The organism is Streptomyces sp. NPDC001852 (assembly GCF_042891825.1).
Lineage (GTDB): Bacteria > Actinomycetota > Actinomycetes > Streptomycetales > Streptomycetaceae > Streptomyces.
The window spans coordinates 129,117-146,256 of sequence record NZ_JBIATN010000002.1 but is presented as its reverse complement, the minus strand read 5'-3'; the positions used below and the strand labels follow the sequence as shown (position 1 = coordinate 146,256).

The window sequence follows — 17,140 nt, the reverse complement described above, 5'->3', positions numbered from 1 at the left end:
GGTCTTCTGGATTTTCATCCCTGGGTTTTCTGGATGGCTTCGCGGAGCACCTGGCGGTCGTCGAAGGGACGGATCACGCCGGCGATGTCCTGGCCCTGCTCGTGGCCCTTGCCCGCGACCAGCACGGTGTCGCCGGGCTGGGCGCGGCCCACGGCGGCGGCGATCGCGGCGGCCCGGTCCTCGAACAGGAGCACCTCGCCGCGCTCGTGCGCGGGCACGGAGGCGGCCCCCTGGAGCATGGTCGCGAGGATCGCGAGCGGGTCCTCGGAGCGGGGGTTGTCGGAGGTCAGTACGGCGGTGTCGGCGAGCCGGGCCGCGGCGGCGCCCATCGGGGCGCGCTTGCTCCGGTCGCGGTCTCCGCCGCAGCCGAGGACCACGTGCAGGCGGCCCTTGGTGACCTTGCGCAGCGCCTTGAGCACGGACTCGACGGCGTCGGTCTTGTGGGCGTAGTCGACGACCGCGAGGTAGGGCTGCCCGGCGTCGACGCGCTCCAGACGGCCGGGGACGCCGGGGACGGCGGCGATTCCGTCGGCTGCGGTCTGCGGGTCGAGACCGGCGGCGGCGAGGGCGACGACGGCGGCGAGGGTGTTCGCCACGTTGAAGGGACCGGCGATCGGGGACCTGGCGTGGATGCGCTCGCCGTTCGGGCCGACGACGGTGAACGTCGAGTCCATGGGGCCGACCTGGACGTCCTCGGCGCGCCAGTCGGCGTCGGGGTGGCCCTCGGCGGAGAAGGTGACGACGGGGACCGTGGCCTGATCGGCCAGCCGGCGGCCGTACGCGTCGTCGGCGTTGACCACGCCCATCTTGCTGCGTTCCGGCGTGAACAGCTGCGCCTTGGCCCGGAAGTAGTCCTCCATGTCGGAGTGGAACTCCATGTGTTCCGGGCTGAGGTTGGTGAACACGGCGATGTCGAAGACACAGCCGTCGACCCGGCCGAGGACCAGGGCGTGGCTGGAGACCTCCATGGCGACCGCCTCGACGCCGCGCTCGCGCATGACGGCGAACAGCGCCTGCAGGTCGGTGGCTTCGGGGGTGGTGCGCTCGGACTTGATGCGCTCGTCGCCGATGCGCATCTCGACGGTGCCGACGAGGCCCGTGGACTTCGCGGTCCTGAGCCCGCCCTCGACCAGGTAGGCGGTGGTGGTCTTGCCGGAGGTGCCGGTGATGCCGATCTGGAGCAGGTCGTGGCCGGGGTGGCCGTAGATCGTCGCCGCCAGTTCGCCCATCCGTCCGCGTGGGTCGTCGACGACCAGGACCGGCAGGCCGGTCGCGGCGGCGCGCTCGGCGCCGGTCGGGTCGGTGAGCACGGCGACCGCGCCGAGGCCGGCGGCCTGGGTGACGAAGTCGGCGCCGTGCAGGCGGGCGCCCGGGAGGGCGGCGTACAGGTCGCCGGGGCGGACGGCGCGCGAGTCGTGGGTGATGCCCGTGACCTCGGCGGCGGCGTCCGGAGCGGCGGCACCCAGCTGATCGGCCAGTTCCGCGAGGGGTGTGGCGGAGGCCTGAACCGGTCGCGGCGGTCCCGGGTAGGTCACGGAAGCGCCTTTCTGGGTGGTTTGGGACTGATCAGCGTGTGGCACGGCGGTGAGCGTACCGGGCGCACCCGCTCCGGAGCGAAGTGAGGGCTTCTCGGCCCCTTGGTTCCCGGCGTCGGGAGTGATCGTCGTCACGAGTTGGTTCCTGGTGTTCCGGTGCTGATCAGGGCTTGTAGTCGACGGGCAGGTTCGCGGCCGGCGCACCGGTCGGCGGGACCTGGAGGGTCTTCAGGGCGAACTCCATCACCTGCTTGTAGATGGGACCGCAGATCTGGCCGCCGTAGTAGCTTCCGGCGGTGGCGTTCTGGATGGCGCAGTAGACCGTGATGCGGGGGTTGTCGGCGGGCGCGAAACCGGCGAACGAGGAGGTGTAGCCGCGGTACCTGCCCGTGGCCGGATCCACGCGGTTGGCCGTGCCGGTCTTGCCGGCGACGTTGTAGCCGGGGATGCGGGCCTTGATGCCGGTGCCCTGCTCGTCGTCCACGACGGACTCCAGCATCTGGGCGACCGTCCTGGCGGTCTTCTCGCTGACCACGCGGGTCTGCCTGGGCTTGGGCGCAGGCGTGAAGCGGCCGTCGGCGCCCTTGGTGCCGCGCACCAGGGTCGGCTCGATCCGGACCCCGCCGTTGGCGATGGTCGAGTAGACGGAGGCGGCCTGCATCGCGTTGAGGGAGAAGCCCTGGCCGAAAGGAATCGTGTACTGCTGCGAGGTGGACCACTTCTGGTACGGCGCGAGGATGCCGGGGGTCTCGCCGGGGAAGCCGAGTCCGGTGTAGCTGCCGATGCCGAACTTGCGCAGGTAGGAGTAGAGGACCTTGTTGGCCTCGGGCTGCGTCCTGCCGAGCTGGCCGGTGGCCAGGATGGTGCCGATGTTGCTGGACTTGGCGAGGACGCCGTTCAGCGTGAGGTACCAGGTGCCGTGGTCGACGTCGTCGGCGAAGAGCCGGTCGCCGCGGTGCAGCCGGTTCGGTACCACGACGTGGGTGAGCGGGGTGGCCGCGTTCTCCTGCAGCACGGCAGCCATCGACATCACCTTGGCGGTGGAGCCGGGCTCGTAGGCGTCCTGGACGGCCGCGTTGCCCAGGGCCGCGCCGTCGGCCTTCGACAGGTCGTTGGGGTCGAAACCGGGCGAGTCCGCCATGGCGAGAATCTGCCCGGTGCGGGTGTCCTGGACGACGACATAGCCGCGGTCGGCCCTGGACTTCCTCACCTGCTCGGTGATGGCGTTCTGCGCGGCCCACTGGATGTCGCGGTCGATGGTCAGCTCGACGTCGGAACCGGGCACGGCGGGCGTCTCCGTCGATCCCGCCGTGGGCACCTCGCGCCCTCCGGACTGGGCGTACCGGATCTTGCCGTCCTTTCCGGCCAGCTGCTTGTTCAGCTCCTGCTCGATGCCGCCGCCGCCCTGGCCGTCGGCGTTGACCCAGCCCAGTATCCCGGCGGCGAGGTCGCCGTTGGGGTACACCCGCTGACTGCTCGGGTCGGCGAAGACGCCGGCGAGCACGTTGACGGTGTTGTCGTCCGTCTCCGCCTTCTTGGCGAGCGCGTTCTTCAGGTCCTTGATCTGCTTCCAGACCTGCGGGGTCTGCCGGGTGGCGAGCCGGGTGTACCGGGAGTTCGGGTTCTGCGGCCGCAGCTTCTTCACGATCTCGGCCTGGCTCTGCCCGAGGATCGGCGAGAGCAGCGCGGCGGCCTGTTCCGGGCCGTTGCCGATCTTCAGCCGCTTCCTGCTGAACATCGTCGGATCGGCCGTGATGTCGTACGCGTCCACGCTGATGGCGAGGGCCACGCCGTTGCGGTCGGTGATCCCGCCGCGCTCGGCGGCCAGCGTGTGCACTACATACCGGTTCTGCTCGGCCCGCGCGGCGTACGCGCTGGCGTCGACGGCCTGCACCTGGAGCAGCCGTAGCACGAAGGCGGTCAGGACCAGGGTCAGCGTGAGGCTGACCAGGCGCAGCCGGGGCCGCGGGCTGCCGAGCCGGAGCGGGCGCTGGGCCGGCGGCCGAGCACTGCTCGGCCGCCGTGCCGGACGCGCACCGGGCCCGGGCTGCCGCCGCACGGCACTCCTCGGCCGCGGCGGCCCGGCCGGCCCGGGCACACGACGGCGCGGCGGTTGCCTGTCGGACACTTCCGTCACCTGCCGGGGGTCGGGGTCGGAATGGGCTGGGACATCGAAAGCGGCGCCACGACACCTTCCACGGCGGCGACCGGCGCCGGACGGCGGCGCAGCGCGAGCGGCGCCGCACCAACGGCACACCAGGACCGGCGCCCGCCCCTGCCCGCACCCGAGCGCAGCGCACACGCCGGCCCGGGCTCACGACGGCGCGGCGGTTGCCTGTCGGACACTTCCGTCACCTGCCGGGGGTCGGGATGGGGGTGGGCTGGGGGATGGAGGGGGGTGGCGGAATGGCCCCCTCGGGGGCGGAGGCGGTGGCGGCGGACAGGGGTTGTCCCTGGGCCGGTGCCGGTGCCGCTGCCGTGGGAGAGGGCGTGACCGGGGCCGCGGCGGTGGGCGTGGGCGGGCCCGGGGTGGCCACGGTGGCCGGGACCGTGGCGGGGGCCGCCGTCGGGGTCGGGGTCTCGGGGGCGACCGGGCCGGTGAGGGCGGCGGACTCGGGGGCGGCGCTCGGGACGCCCTTGACCTTGCCGTCGGGGCCGAGGAAGGCCGGGTCGCCGCCGGGGACCATGCCGAGTTCGCGGGCGCGGCGCTGGAGGGCGTCGGGAGAGGAGTAGGCGTCGATGTCCCGCTGGAGGGCCTGTTCCTCGTCGGTGAGGCTCTTCGTCTGCTTCTGCAGGTCGGCGAGTTTGAACGAGCCTTCGCTGAGCGCGGAGTTGAGCACCAGCAGTCCGATGAGGCCGCCGCCGAGGAGCAGGACGACGAGCAGGACGAACGGGGTGCGGGCGGCCCGGGCACGGCCGGCCGGGAAGAGCCGGGCGAGCCGCGCGGCCCGCCCCTTCAGTTCGGGTTTCCTGCTCACGGCTCCCCCCGGTCGGTTCGAGAGTCCTCGTGGCGCTCCCGGTGCACGCCCGGAAGCTCCACCGGTCCCCCGGCGCGTCCAGGGCCCTCACCGGACCCCCGGCGCGTCCAGGTCTGCTCACCGGGCCTGCCGTGGGTCCGGGACCCCTCAGGGCACCCCCGATGCCTCCGGACTCCTTCGCCGGTCCCCCCGTGCGTCCGGACATCCCCGCGGCTGCCCCGGAGAGTACGACTGCCCTCGTGAGCCCCCCGGTGAGTTCGGGAATCCAACCGGCCCGTCTCGGTCACTCGGCGTCCTCCCTGATGCGTTCGGCGCCGCGCAGCCTGGCGGGTGCGGCCCGGCGGTTCTCGGCGACCTCTTCCTCGGTGGGAAGTTCGGCACCCCGGGTGAGCAGCTTGAGCCGCGGCTGGTAGCGCTCCGGTACGACCGGCAGGCCGGGCGGGGCGGTGGACGCGGCGCCGGCCGCGAACACCTGCTTGACCAGACGGTCTTCGAGCGAGTGGTACGACAGCACGGCGATGCGGCCGCCCACGTCGAGGGCCTTCACCGCCGCCGGGATCGCCCGCTCCAGGACGGACAGTTCGCCGTTGACCTCGATGCGCAGCGCCTGGAAGGTGCGCTTGGCGGGGTTGCCGCCGGTGCGCTTGGCGGCCTGCGGGAGGGAGTCGCGGATCAGCTCGACCAGCCGCGCGCTGTTGCTGAACGGCTCCTTCTCGCGCTCCCGCACGATCGCGGCCACGATCCGCCTGGCCTGCTTCTCCTCGCCGTACGCGCGCAGGATCCGCACGAGTTCGCCCGCCGGGTAGGTGTTCAGGACCTCGGCGGCACTGATGCCGGTCGTCTGGTCCATCCGCATGTCCAGCGGCGCGTCCTGGGCGTAGGCGAAGCCGCGGTCGGCCTCGTCCAGCTGCATGGAGGAGACCCCGAGGTCGAACAGGACGCCCTGCACGCGCGCGATGCGCAGCTTCTGCAGTACGTCGGGCAGCTCGTCGTAGACGGCGTGTACGAGGGTCGCGCGCTCACCGTGGGGCGCCAGCCGCTCGCCCGACAGACGCAGCGCCTCCTTGTCCCGGTCGAGGCCGATCAGCCGCGCCTCGGGGAACCGCGCCAGCAGCGCCTCGCTGTGCCCGCCGAGGCCGAGGGTGCAGTCGACGACCACCGCTCCCGGGCGCTCCAGGGCGGGCGCCAGCAGGTCCAGGCACCGCTGGAGCATCACCGGGACGTGTCGACTCTGGCTCAAGGGGGCCTCTCATCTTCCGGCGGGCCGCACGCACCGCCGGGTCCCCGCCAGCTCGTGAAGGGTCAGGCCGCCGGCGCCGGAAGCGTCAGCCGGACCGGGAGCGGGAGGAGGCCGAGCCGTACGTACGCGCCGCGCACGTGGGGAGACGGTCCGGGGTGAGCCGGGGTCTCCGGGGGTTTCACCAGCAGGGAGAGCCACGTCTCCCGCTTCGCGTCACTTTAGTCCACCCTGTCTCGCGGTCAATCAACCGGCCTGCGCGTCGCCCGCAGCAACGCGGCGGGGGCCGAAATTCGGCCGGATTCACCCGTCCGGAACAGGTTTGCCCTCCCTATGGGGTAGCTCACAACAAGCCGCAATGACGTTTTTTGTCCTGCTCTCCTAGGAGGACGGGACCGGGGTTGACCAGTAACGTCATGAGTATGACGACTTCCGCAGCAGTGCCCACTGGATCCGAAGGCGCCATAACCGACGGCGGCACCGTCACGGATCGCCTGGTCGAGGCCAACCAGGCGTACGCCGCCGAGTTCGCCGACCCCGGGATGGACGCCCGTCCCGTCCTCAAGGTCGCCGTCGTGGCCTGTATGGACGCCCGTCTCGACCTGCACGCCGCGCTCGGCCTGCAGCTCGGCGACTGTCACACCATCCGCAACGCGGGCGGTGTCGTCACCGACGACGTGATCCGCTCCCTGACCATCAGCCAGCGGGCGCTCGGCACCCGCAGCGTCGTGCTCATCCACCACACCGGCTGCGGCATGGAGTCCATCACCGAGGACTTCCGGCACGACCTGGAGATGGAGGTCGGCCAGCGGCCGCTCTGGGCGGTGGAGGCCTTCCGGGACGTCGACCAGGACGTGCGCCAGTCCATGCAGCGCGTGCGCACCTCGCCGTTCCTGCTGCACACCGACGACGTGCGCGGCTTCGTGTTCGACGTGCGCACCGGTCTGCTGCGCGAGGTCGACCCGGCCTGACCGGGCGTACCGGCCGGCCACCCCGGAGCATCCCGCGTCACCGTCCCGCCACCGACTGATCGCCGTATCGAAGATGCGGTCGAAAAAGAGGTAAGACCGACATCGTGCGGGCAGTTGTCCACAGGCGAGTGACACGAATCGGTAACGGCGGCAAGAATGCGGGTGTGGCGTCACGCGGAACTTTTCCCGCGTGGTGTCCGTGTTTCGGGGTGGGCCGGTTTCGCACGCAGCGTCGGCCCGGAAAGAACGGGCCGAGGAGGGCCGGGTGACGACCTATGACGATCGAGCGAGCCTCACAGATCTGACCGCCACGGTGGAGCGGGTGCGCGGTTCGGTGGAGGGCGTGATCGAGGGCAAGCCCGAGGTCGTACGGCTCGCGCTGACCGTGCTGCTCGCCGAGGGCCACCTGCTGATCGAGGACGTCCCCGGAGTCGGCAAGACGATGCTGGCCAAGGCGCTGGCGCGGTCCATCGACTGCTCGGTGCGGCGCATCCAGTTCACGCCCGACCTGCTGCCCTCGGACATCACCGGTGTCTCCATCTGGGACCAGCAGCGCCGGGACTTCGAGTTCAAGCCGGGCGCCATCTTCGCGCAGATCGTGATCGGCGACGAGATCAACCGCGCCTCGCCCAAGACCCAGTCGGCGCTGCTGGAGTCCATGGAGGAGCGGCAGGTCACCATCGACGGGCAGACGTACGAACTGCCCAGCCCCTTCATGGTGGTGGCCACGCAGAACCCGGTCGAGATGGAGGGCACCTACCCGCTGCCCGAGGCCCAGCGCGACCGTTTCATGGCCCGCGTCTCCGTCGGCTACCCGAGCGTGGAGGCCGAGCTGCAGATGCTCGACATCCACGGCGGGGTGAGCCCGCTCGAGGACCTGCAGCCGGTGGCGCACGCGCACGAGATCGTGAAGCTGATCGAGGCCGTGCGCGGCGTGCACGTCTCCGAGCCGGTCCGGCGGTACGCGGTGGAGCTGGTCGCCGCCACCCGCACCCACCCCGACCTCAGACTCGGCGCCTCCCCGCGCGCGACGCTGCATCTGCTGCGCGCGGCCAAGGCCTCCGCGGCCCTGGCCGGCCGGGAGTACGCGCTGCCGGACGACCTCCAGGCACTCGCCGTCGCCGTCCTCGCGCACCGCCTGCTGCCCACGGCCCAGGCCCAGCTGAACCGCCGTACCGCCGAGCAGGTCGTGCAGGAGATCCTCCAGCACACCCCCGTGCCCGCGGCTCCGGGTGCGCAGGGTCCGGGCTTCGGCGGGCTCGGCCGTGGCATTCCGGCCTATCCCCAGCAGCCCCCGCGGAGTCTGTGATGGGCGCCGGGGGGACGGGGCAGGCGGAGGCCGACCGCGGGGATACGGGCGGCGTCCGGACCGCCCTGGCGGGCCTGACGACCCGCGGCCGTTCCTTCCTGGCGGCCGGGATCGCCGCCGCGATCTGCGCGTACGTGCTGGGTCAGAGCGATCTGCTGCGGGTCGGCCTGCTGCTGGCCGCGCTGCCGCTGATCTGCGCGACCGTGGTGTACCGCACGCGCTACCGGGTGGCCGGCACCCGCCGGCTCTCCCCCGCGCGCGTGCCGGCCGGCAGCGAGGCCCGGGTGCACTTGCGGATGGACAACGTCTCCCGGCTGCCCACCGGCCTGCTGATGCTCCAGGACCGGGTGCCCTACGTCCTCGGTCCGCGCCCGAGGTTCGTGCTGGACCGGGTGGAGCCGGGCGGCCGCCGCGAGGTGTCCTACCGGGTCCGCTCCGACCTGCGCGGCCGCTATCCGCTGGGCCCGCTGCAGCTGCGGCTGACGGACCCCTTCGGGATGTGCGAACTCACCCGTTCCTTCTCGACGTTCGACACCCTCACGGTCATCCCGCGCGTGGATCCGCTCGCCCCGGTCCGCTTCAGCGGCGAGGCCAAGGGGTACGGCGACGGGCGGCAGCGTTCCCTGGCCCTGGCGGGCGAGGACGACGTGATCCCGCGCGGTTACCGCTACGGCGACGACCTGCGCCGGGTGCACTGGCGGTCCACCGCGCGCTACGGCGAGCTGATGGTGCGCCGCGAGGAGCAGCCCCGGCGCTCCCGCTGCACCGTCCTGCTGGACACCCGGGGCGGTGCCTACGAGGGCGCCGGCCCCGACTCGGCCTTCGAGTGGGCCGTCTCCGGTGCCGCGTCGGTGCTGGTGCACATGCTCGAACGGGGCTTCTCGGTACGGCTGTTGACCGACGCCGGCAGCGTGGTGCCGGGCGAGGGCGCCGACGGGTTCGCGGGCACGGGCCAGGAGACCGCTGAGGCGGCCGGGCTGATGATGGACACCCTCGCGGTGATCGACCACTCCGACGGCACGGGCCTGTCCCGGGCGTACGACGTGCTCCGCGGCGGCAACGAGGGGCTGCTGGTCGCCTTCCTCGGCGACCTGGACGAGGAGCAGGCCGCGACGGTCGCCAAGATGAGCCGGCGCAGCGGCGGTGCCGTCGCCTTCGTGCTGGACCCGGACACCTGGACGCGGGAGGCGACCGATGTGCCGCGGCCCGGCGACCCGCACGCCGAGCGGCTGCGCATGCTGCGCGAGGCGGGCTGGACGGCGCTGAGCGTGCCGCGCGGCGGCCCGCTGAACGCGCTGTGGCAGCAGGCGGACCGCGAACGTTCCGGGCTGGCCGCGGTGGGCGGGGAGGCGACGCGGTGAGCGGCCGGGCGCGACTGGCGCTGTGCGCGGCGGCGGCCACGCTGATGGCCTCCTGCGCGCTGCTGCCCCTGGTGGCCGAGCCGACCTGGCTGCTGCAGCTGGTCCCGCTCGTGGCCGTGCAGGCCGGGGCGGGCGCGGCGGCCCGCCGGGTACCGCTGGGCCGGCCGCTGACCGTGGCGGCGCAGGCGCTGGTCACCGTGGTCCTGCTGACCCTGGTCTTCGCCCGGGAGTACGCGGTCATCGGGCTGATCCCCGGCCCGGAGGCCATCCGGCACTTCGCCGACCTGCTCCAGCAGGGTTCGAACGACGTCAGCGAGTACGCGATACCGGCGCCGCTGACCGACGGCATCAAGCTGATGCTGATCGGCGGGGTCCTGCTGATCGGCCTGCTGGTGGACACGCTCGCGGTGACCTTCCGCAGCGCGGCCCCGGCCGGCCTGCCGCTGCTCGCGCTGTACTCGGTGGCCGCCGGGCTGTCCGACGGCGGGGCCGACTGGCTGTGGTTCCTGGTGGCGGCGGCCGGCTATCTGATGCTGCTGCTCGCGGAGGGCCGGGACCGCTTGGCGCAGTGGGGCCGGGTCTTCGGCGGCGCTCCCCGCGCTCCGGGCTCCCCGGAGCACGGCGCGGTGGCGCCGGTGCGCACCGGACGGCGGATCGGCGCGGTCGCGCTCGGTGCGGCGCTGGTGGTGCCGCTCGCCCTGCCCGCGATGCAGGGCGGCCTGCTGGGCGCCGCCGGCACGGGTGTGGGAGTGGGCAACGGCGACGGGGGCACGATCTCCGCGGTCAACCCGCTGGTGTCGCTGCGCGACAGCCTGAACACGAACAACGACCGCCAGGTGCTGTCCCTGAAGACCAGCTCGAACGACATCTCGGACCTGTATCTGCGGATCGTCTCCCTGGACGACTTCGACGGCACCACCTGGAGGCCGGCTCAGCGGCACATCGTGGGCGTACCGGACCGGTTCCCGACGCCCGTAGGCCTCGACGGCGACGTCAAGCGCGGCACGGTGACGACCACGGTGACGGCGTCGGACTGGTACGCCCAGGACTGGCTGCCGATGCCGTATCCGCCGAGCGGTGTGAAGATCGGCGGCCGCTGGCGCTACGAGCCGGTCGGCATGACCCTGGTCGGCGACCACGGCCAGACCACGCGTGGCGAGACCTACCAGGTGACCAGCCTGGACGTGCAGCCGACCGCCGAGCAGCTGTCCACCGCGCCGGAGCCGCCGGCGGCCCTGGAGCACGAGTACACCAAGGTGCCGTCCTCACTGCCGAAGGTGGTGGCCCAGACCGCCAAGCAGATCACGGCGGGCGCGCGCAGCCACTACGAGGAAGCGGTCAAGCTCCAGGACTACTTCGCCGTCACGGGTGGCTTCCAGTACGACACACAGGTGGAGGTCGGCCGCGGGCCGGGCGCCATCGCGAACTTCCTGAAGAAGAAGCAGGGCTTCTGCGTCCACTTCTCCTTCGCCATGGCGGCGATGGCCCGCACCCTGGGCATCCCGGCCCGGGTCGCGGTGGGCTTCGCGCCCGGCACCCCGCAGGCCGACGGCACGGTCGCGGTGAACCAGAAGGACGCGCACGCCTGGCCCGAGCTGTACTTCGAGGGCGTGGGCTGGACCCGCTTCGAGCCGACCCCGACCCGCGGCACCATGCCGTCGTACACCCAGTCGGACACGCCCGGCAGCTCGTTGCCCGACCAGGACCTGCCCTCGCACCAGTCGTCCACGGCGCCCTCGGCGGCGGCCTCGCCCAGCCAGAGCTGCGCACCTGAGCTGCGCAGGCTCCAGGACTGTGGCAGCACGTCCGCGGCGGCGGCCCCGCACAGCGGTGGCGGTGGCACGGGCCTCGGGTGGTATCCGCTGATCGCCCTGGCGTCGCTGGTGGTCCTGGCGATTCCGCTGTCGCCGCTGCTGTGGCGGACGCGGTTGCGCTCGGTGCGGCTCGGCGGACATGCCCGGACCGAGCAGGGCGCGGCGGCCCACACCCTGGCGGCCTGGCAGGAGTTGACGGACAGCGCCTGGGACCACGGCGTCGCGCCGGACGAGTCGCTGACCCCGCGCCGGGCGGCCGCCCGGATCGTCGAGCTCGCGCGACTGGACCCCGCGACCGGGGCCGCGGTGCACCGGGTGGCGGACGCGGTGGAGCAGGTGCTCTACGCGCCCCGGCCGCGCCCGGCGGCAGGGGCGGCCGGGGACGTGCGCCGGGTGATCGAGGGGCTGCGCGGCACGGCGGGCACCGGCACGCGGCTGCGGGCGCTGTTCCTGCCCCGCTCGTCGGTGCGGGTGCTGTGGGGGATGTCGGCCCGTTGGTCGGCGCTCAGGACCAGGGTGGTGGCGGCCCGGCCGAGCCCGCGCCGGCCGTCGGAGCAGCGGGGCTGAGTCAACGTGTGAGGGCTCGATGTGTGAGGGGCGACCACCGGCGGTGGTCGCCCCTCACACATTGGCTGTCGATGTCTGTCGCCGTCCGCGGGAACCGCGGGACGGTCACCGCCCCTGTTCGTCCCGGCGGCGCTGCCAGCGCTCCTCGATCCGGTCCATCATGGAACGCTTGGGCCGCACCTGGCGACGAACGCCCCCCGCGGGCTGTTCGCCCGGCTTCGGGGCCTTGCGCCAGCCGGTGACGGCGAGCACGGCACAGCCCAGCATGACGAGGAAACCCACCACGCTGACCCAGATCAGCTGCATGACCATGCCGGTCATGAGGAGCGCGATACCAATGAGGAAGCCCGCCACCGCCTGGTAGACCCGCCGCCGGGTGTACGTCCGCAGCCCGTTTCCCTCAAGCGCTGACGCGAACTTGGGATCTTCGGCGTACAGCGCTCGCTCCATCTGCTCGAGCATGCGCTGCTCGTGCTCCGAGAGCGGCACGGAGTCCTCCTCATCGTGCAGTCGCCGGGGCGACCCGGGGGGTCCCTTCAGGATAGGCAGGGAATCGCCCCCGTGAAACCCGCCCCTCTACGCCAATTGACCAACCGGAATCCGTCATGGCCGTCCCGGCTCGCTGAGGCTTCCATTCCCCGGCGGCCGACCCGTCATGCCGGGTGGTGTACCTCGATCATACGGCGCAAACCCCTCGATCGGGGGTCTTGTGGCGTACTCCATCTGCCGCCGAGGCCCTGATCAGCGGCGGGTCACGGCCGACCGCTCAGACCTCGGCGGCACCCGGCGTCTCACCGAGCACGTGCAGCTGGGTGGCGACGGAGTGGAACGCGGGCTGCTCGGCCGCGGCGGCCTCCAGCTTGAGGAGCGCGTCCAGGGCGCTGGGCTCGGTGTCCACGAGGACGCCGGGGACCAGGTCGGCGAAGACCCGCACGCCGTGCACGGCGCCGACCCTGAGGCCCGCGCCCTCGACCAGCGCGGTGAGCTGCTCGGCGGTGAACCGGCGCGGCATCGGGTCGCCGGCGCCCCAGCGGCCGTCGGGGTCCTGGAGCGCCTGCCGGGCCTCCGTGAAGTGGCCGGCGAGGGCGCGGGCCAGTACGGCACCGCCGAGGCCGGCGGCGAGCAGGCTGAGGACCCCCTCGGAGCGCAGCGCGGCGACGGCGTTGCGGACGCCCTCGGCCGGATCGTCCACGTACTCCAGGACGCCATGGCACAGCACGACGTCGTAGCCACCGCGCTCGACCACGTCGAACAGCCCGTGCGCATCGCCCTGGACGCCGCTGACCCGCTCGGCGACGCCGGCCTCGGCGGCCCGGCGCTCCAGCGCGAACAGCGCGTTGGGGCTGGGGTCGACGACGGTCACACGGTGGCCGAGCCGGGCGACGGGCACGGCGAAGTTGCCGCTGCCGCCTCCGGTGTCGAGGACGTCCAGCGACTCCCGGCCCGTCGCCTTGACGCGGCGGTCGAGGGCGTCCTGAAGGACCTCCCAGACCACGGCGGTACGCAGGGAGGCGCGGGGGCGCATCGGGTCCGACACGGCAGTTGACTCCTCGGCAGGGCGGAAGACTGAAGGCCTCAGACGTCCTCCACCCTATTGCCTCCGCTGCCCTGCCGGTCACCGCGGGCGGGCGGGACCGACGCGTCTCGCACACTGGACGGCCTTTTCGGTCACGCGCCTCCGAGGACGCTCTCAGCAGGGGGTCAGCCCGCGTCCGGAAGGTCACCGCGCGCTCTCGGGCGGTCGGGTTCCCCCGGGTCCTGGCGGGGTTGGGGCAGGACCGGCTGGAGGACGAGCATCCGCTCGACGATGCGCAGGAACATCGCCACGTCCCGTATCAGGTCGTCGGCGTCGCGGCGGGTCGCGGCGCCCTGGATGCCGGCCTCGGCGCGGGCCCGGCGGGCGGCGCCGGAGGCGAACAGCGCGCTCCACTCGGTCAGTTCGGGGGTGATCTCGGGCAGTACCTCCCAGGCGCTGCGGATCCGGGCGCGGCGGCGTGGGGAGGGTTCGGGGCGGCCACGGGCGGCGAGCACGGCGGCGGCGGTGCGCAGGGCGGCGAGGTGGGCCGTCGCGTAGCGCTCGTTCGGCGTTTCCAGGACGGTGGCCTCGTCCAGTGCCGCCCTGGCCCGGGCGAGCAGGTCGAGGGCGGCGGGCGGGGCCGTGGCCCGGCGGAGCACGGGGTGTACATCGCTCGCCGGGCCGGTCAGTGAGGGGGCAGGGCCGGTGGCGCGGCGCCGACGGGCGGCGGCTGCGGACGGGTTGGCCATGACGAACCTCCTGTCGTCTGGGTGACGGCACGGGTGCCGTATGTGCCCATCGTGAGGTATGGCACTGACAATCCGTTCTGACCTGGGGCTTTGCCTCGATCGTAGGTTCGGGCGTATTTTTGCACTGACCAGTCAGTTCAAATATCCGGTACGACATACCGAAGGGGCAGGGGGCTTGTGGACGGCGTGCACGTCAGGGCCGAGGGCCTCGGGCTCAAGGGGCCTCGGGGGTGGGCCTTCCGCGGCGTCACCCTCGACGCGGAGCCCGGTTCACTCATCGCGATCGAAGGACCGTCCGGCTCCGGCCGCACCTGTCTGCTGCTCGCGCTCACGGGGCGGATGAAGCCCACCGAGGGGGCGGCCACCGTCGGGGGCCTCGAACTTCCCCGGCACATGGCCCGGCTGCGCCGCGTCAGCGCGGTGGCCAACGTGGCCGGGGTGACCGATCCGGAGCCCGCCCTGACCGTCGGCGAGCACCTGCGCGAACGGGCGCTGCTGCAGAGCCGCTTCGGTGACTCCCTGCGCGAGCTGCTGCGCCCGCGCACCCAGCGCGTGCACGAGGCGCGGCTGCGCGTCGACGCGGCCCTGGCCGCCGCCGGGCTCGACCTGGAAACGCTGCCCAAGGGCTCCCGGACGGCCGTGCGCGACCTGGAGCGGCCGCAGGAACTGCGCCTGTCCATCGCCCTGGCGCTGCTCGGCCGGCCCGGACTGCTCGGCGTCGACGACCTCGACACCAAGCTCTCGGACGCCGAGCGCGCCGAGCTGTGGGAGCTGCTGCGCTCGCTCACGCGCGCGGGGACGACGGTTGCGGTCGTCTGCCGCACGGCTCCGGGCGACTGCGTCGTCGTGCCGACCGGCCCGAAGGAGGCCGGAGCGCAGGCCGCCGGAGCGGAGGCCGGCACAGGCGGCGAGAGCGAGAGGGGTGACGCGGGCGAGAAGAACGGCGCGCGCGAGAAGAACGACCCGAAGGAGGACGTCGATGCGCTCGCCTAGGCTGGCCGTGCTCGAGCTGAGGCGCTTCGGGCGCGGGAGGCTGCCGCGCGCCGCCCTGGTCGCGCTGCTCGTGCTGCCGCTGCTCTACGGCGCCCTGTACCTGTGGTCCTTCTGGGACCCGTACGGCCGTCTGGACCGCATCCCGGTCGCCCTGGTGAACGACGACAAGGGTGCCACCGCGGGCGGGAAGAGGATCACCGCCGGCGCCGACATCGTGGACGGACTGCGCGACAGCCGGACCTTCGAGTGGCACGAGGTGAGCGACGCGGAGGCCCGCGAGGGCGTCGAGAACGGCACGTACTACCTGTCGCTGACCATGCCGGCCGACCTCAGCCGGCGGGTCGCCTCCAGTTCCGGCGGCTCCCCGGAGACCGGCGCCCTTCAGGTGCGCACCAACGACGCGAACAACTACATCGTCGGCCAGATCTCCCGGAGCGTCTTCAACGAGGTCCGCTCGGCCGCCTCCACCAAGACCTCCCGCACCTTCCTGGACAAGATCTTCGTCTCGTTCTCCGGCATCCACGACAAGACCGTCACGGCCGCCGAGGGCGCCGACCGGCTCACCACCGGCATCGGAAAGGCGGAGCAGGGCTCCAGGGACCTCGCCGACGGACTGAAGGACGCCAAGAGCGGCAGCGGCAGGCTGGCCAAGGGGCTGAAGAAGCTGAACACGGGCGCCGGTGACCTCCAGGACGGGTCCCGCCAGGTCGCCGACGGCACCCAGGCCCTCGCCGACAAGGTCAACGGCGTCTACGGCACCGCCGGCCCCTACCTCAAGGACAACGAGAAGACCATCGGGGACACCGCCCGCCTGGTCGCCGACTCGGCCAGGACCGTCAAGGACAATCTCGACGTCCTGGTGAAGCTGGCGCCAGGTGCGGCGAAGACCGCCCACGCGAGCTCCGCCGTCCTGGACGAGATCTACAGGACGCACTGCGAGAGCGCGACCCTCCCCGACCCGGTCTGCCCGGACCTGAAGCGGGCCAGGACGGCCGCCGACGACGTCGCCACGGTCGCCGACGACCTCAACACGCTGATCGCGGACCAGGACGGCGGCCTGAAGACGATGCGGGACAACCTCGGCACCCTCCAGAGGCAGGCCACGGACCTCGAACAGCGCGCACCGCACCTGTACGAGGACGTCGACGACGCCGTCAAGAAGATCAACAAGCTGAACACCGGCGCTCAGCAGGTCGCCGACGGTGCCAAGCAGCTGCACACCGGACTCGGTACCGCGCAGACCGGCGCGACCACGCTGGACGAGGGCATCGGCACGGCCGCGTCGGGCGCCGAGTCCCTCGACGGCGGCCTGTACAAGCTGTCCGACGGCTCGGGGAAGCTCGCCGGCGGTCTGCACGACGGCGCCAGGAAGATCCCGGACTACGACAAGAGGGACCGCGACCGGCGCACCGGCGTGATGGCCGATCCGGTCCAGCTCGCCTCCCACGACCTGCACAAGGCGCCGAACTACGGCACCGGATTCGCCCCGTACTTCATCCCGCTGTCCCTGTGGGTGGGCGCGATGGTCGCCTACATGCTGATCCCGCCGCTCAACCGGCGTGCCCTGGCGGCCGGTTCGCCGGCCTGGCGGATCGCGCTCGCCGGCTGGCTGCCGGTGGTCGCGGTGGGTGTGCTCCAGGTGGCCGCGCTGATGGCCGTACTGCACTGGGCGATCGGTCTGCAGATGCTGCGGGCGGCGGGCACGATCGGCTTCCTGTGCCTGGTCACGGCGTGCTTCGGGGCGATCGTGCAGTGGCTGAACGCCCGCTTCGGCGCGGCGGGCCGGATCCTGGTGCTCGCGCTGCTGATGCTCCAGCTGACCTCGGCGGGCGGCACCTATCCCGTGCAGACCAGCCCGCACTTCTTCAACGCGATCCACCCGTTCCTGCCGATGAGCTACATCGTGGAGGCGCTGCGCCGGCTCATCACCGGCGGCGGGCTCGGCCCGGTCTGGCAGGCGTGCGGCGTGCTCACCGCGTTCACCGCGGGCGCGCTCGCGCTGACCGCTCTCGCGGCCCGGCGCCGGCAGGTGTGGACACTGGACCGGCTGCACCCGGAGCTGACCCTGTGAACCAGGGGGCGGCCCCGCACGCGCGCGTACCTGTGAGAA

General features: G+C 72.8%; 13 protein-coding genes. 6 read left to right on the top strand and 7 right to left on the bottom strand.

The genetic code is table 11. The annotated features are described in order from the left end of the window. Window positions 1-14: 14 nt before the first annotated feature. The 4 genes from ACFYZB_RS03345 to rsmH all read right to left on the bottom strand — a co-directional run bounded on the left by ACFYZB_RS03345 (window position 15) and on the right by rsmH (window position 5,753). Window positions 15-1,670, bottom strand: coding sequence for a UDP-N-acetylmuramoyl-L-alanyl-D-glutamate--2,6-diaminopimelate ligase (locus ACFYZB_RS03345; protein ID WP_388753748.1), 1,656 nt, complete (start codon window positions 1,668-1,670; stop codon window positions 15-17). A 28-nt stretch (window positions 1,671-1,698) separates the two neighbouring features. Further along, entirely contained in the window at window positions 1,699-3,663 is a 1,965-nt protein-coding gene (locus tag ACFYZB_RS03340; protein ID WP_388753746.1) for a peptidoglycan D,D-transpeptidase FtsI family protein, read from the bottom strand. A 223-nt stretch (window positions 3,664-3,886) separates the two neighbouring features. After that, on the bottom strand, window positions 3,887-4,513 hold the full coding sequence (locus ACFYZB_RS03335) for a septum formation initiator family protein (RefSeq protein WP_388753743.1): 627 nt from the start codon (window positions 4,511-4,513) through the stop codon (window positions 3,887-3,889). Window positions 4,514-4,796: 283 nt separating this feature from the next. Continuing rightward, window positions 4,797-5,753 (bottom strand): 16S rRNA (cytosine(1402)-N(4))-methyltransferase RsmH, encoded by a 957-nt coding sequence (gene rsmH / locus ACFYZB_RS03330; protein ID WP_351209242.1) that lies wholly within the window; start codon window positions 5,751-5,753, stop codon window positions 4,797-4,799. A 419-nt stretch (window positions 5,754-6,172) separates the two neighbouring features. Between rsmH and ACFYZB_RS03325 the strand changes: the two genes are divergently transcribed. From ACFYZB_RS03325 to ACFYZB_RS03310, 4 genes are all read left to right on the top strand, one after another. After that, a complete protein-coding gene (locus tag ACFYZB_RS03325) occupies window positions 6,173-6,721 on the top strand; it encodes a carbonic anhydrase (protein WP_351209241.1) in 549 nt (182 codons plus the stop codon). A 265-nt stretch (window positions 6,722-6,986) separates the two neighbouring features. Then, entirely contained in the window at window positions 6,987-8,030 is a 1,044-nt protein-coding gene (locus ACFYZB_RS03320) for a MoxR family ATPase (protein ID WP_351209240.1), read from the top strand. Further along, on the top strand, window positions 8,030-9,391 hold the full coding sequence (locus ACFYZB_RS03315) for a DUF58 domain-containing protein (RefSeq protein WP_388753738.1): 1,362 nt from the start codon (window positions 8,030-8,032) through the stop codon (window positions 9,389-9,391). The genes ACFYZB_RS03320 and ACFYZB_RS03315 overlap by 1 nt, the downstream gene beginning before the upstream one ends. After that, complete coding sequence (locus ACFYZB_RS03310) at window positions 9,388-11,772, top strand: DUF3488 and DUF4129 domain-containing transglutaminase family protein (RefSeq protein WP_388753736.1); 2,385 nt, start codon at window positions 9,388-9,390, stop codon at window positions 11,770-11,772. Before ACFYZB_RS03315 ends, ACFYZB_RS03310 begins: the two co-directional genes overlap by 4 nt. 105 nt (window positions 11,773-11,877) lie before the next feature. Here ACFYZB_RS03310 and ACFYZB_RS03305 read toward each other — a convergent pair whose 3' ends face one another. From ACFYZB_RS03305 to ACFYZB_RS03295, 3 genes are all read right to left on the bottom strand, one after another. After that, on the bottom strand, window positions 11,878-12,261 hold the full coding sequence (locus ACFYZB_RS03305) for a DUF3040 domain-containing protein (RefSeq protein ID WP_351203885.1): 384 nt from the start codon (window positions 12,259-12,261) through the stop codon (window positions 11,878-11,880). Window positions 12,262-12,538: 277 nt separating this feature from the next. Further along, window positions 12,539-13,309: a methyltransferase gene (locus ACFYZB_RS03300; protein WP_388753733.1), complete on the bottom strand. Its 771-nt coding sequence runs from the start codon at window positions 13,307-13,309 to the stop codon at window positions 12,539-12,541. Window positions 13,310-13,473: 164 nt separating this feature from the next. Beyond that, a complete protein-coding gene (locus ACFYZB_RS03295) occupies window positions 13,474-14,037 on the bottom strand; it encodes an SAV_6107 family HEPN domain-containing protein (RefSeq protein WP_388753730.1) in 564 nt (187 codons plus the stop codon). A gap of 177 nt (window positions 14,038-14,214) precedes the next feature. On the opposite strand from ACFYZB_RS03295, the gene ACFYZB_RS03290 reads away from it, so the two are divergent. Both ACFYZB_RS03290 and ACFYZB_RS03285 read left to right on the top strand, forming a co-directional pair. Further along, complete coding sequence (locus tag ACFYZB_RS03290; RefSeq protein ID WP_388753727.1) at window positions 14,215-15,030, top strand: ATP-binding cassette domain-containing protein; 816 nt, start codon at window positions 14,215-14,217, stop codon at window positions 15,028-15,030. Further along, window positions 15,017-17,101 carry a YhgE/Pip family protein gene (locus tag ACFYZB_RS03285; RefSeq protein WP_388753724.1) on the top strand — a complete coding sequence of 695 codons (2,085 nt, stop codon included), beginning with the start codon at window positions 15,017-15,019 and terminating at the stop codon, window positions 17,099-17,101. The genes ACFYZB_RS03290 and ACFYZB_RS03285 overlap by 14 nt, the downstream gene beginning before the upstream one ends. Window positions 17,102-17,140: the final 39 nt, after the last annotated feature.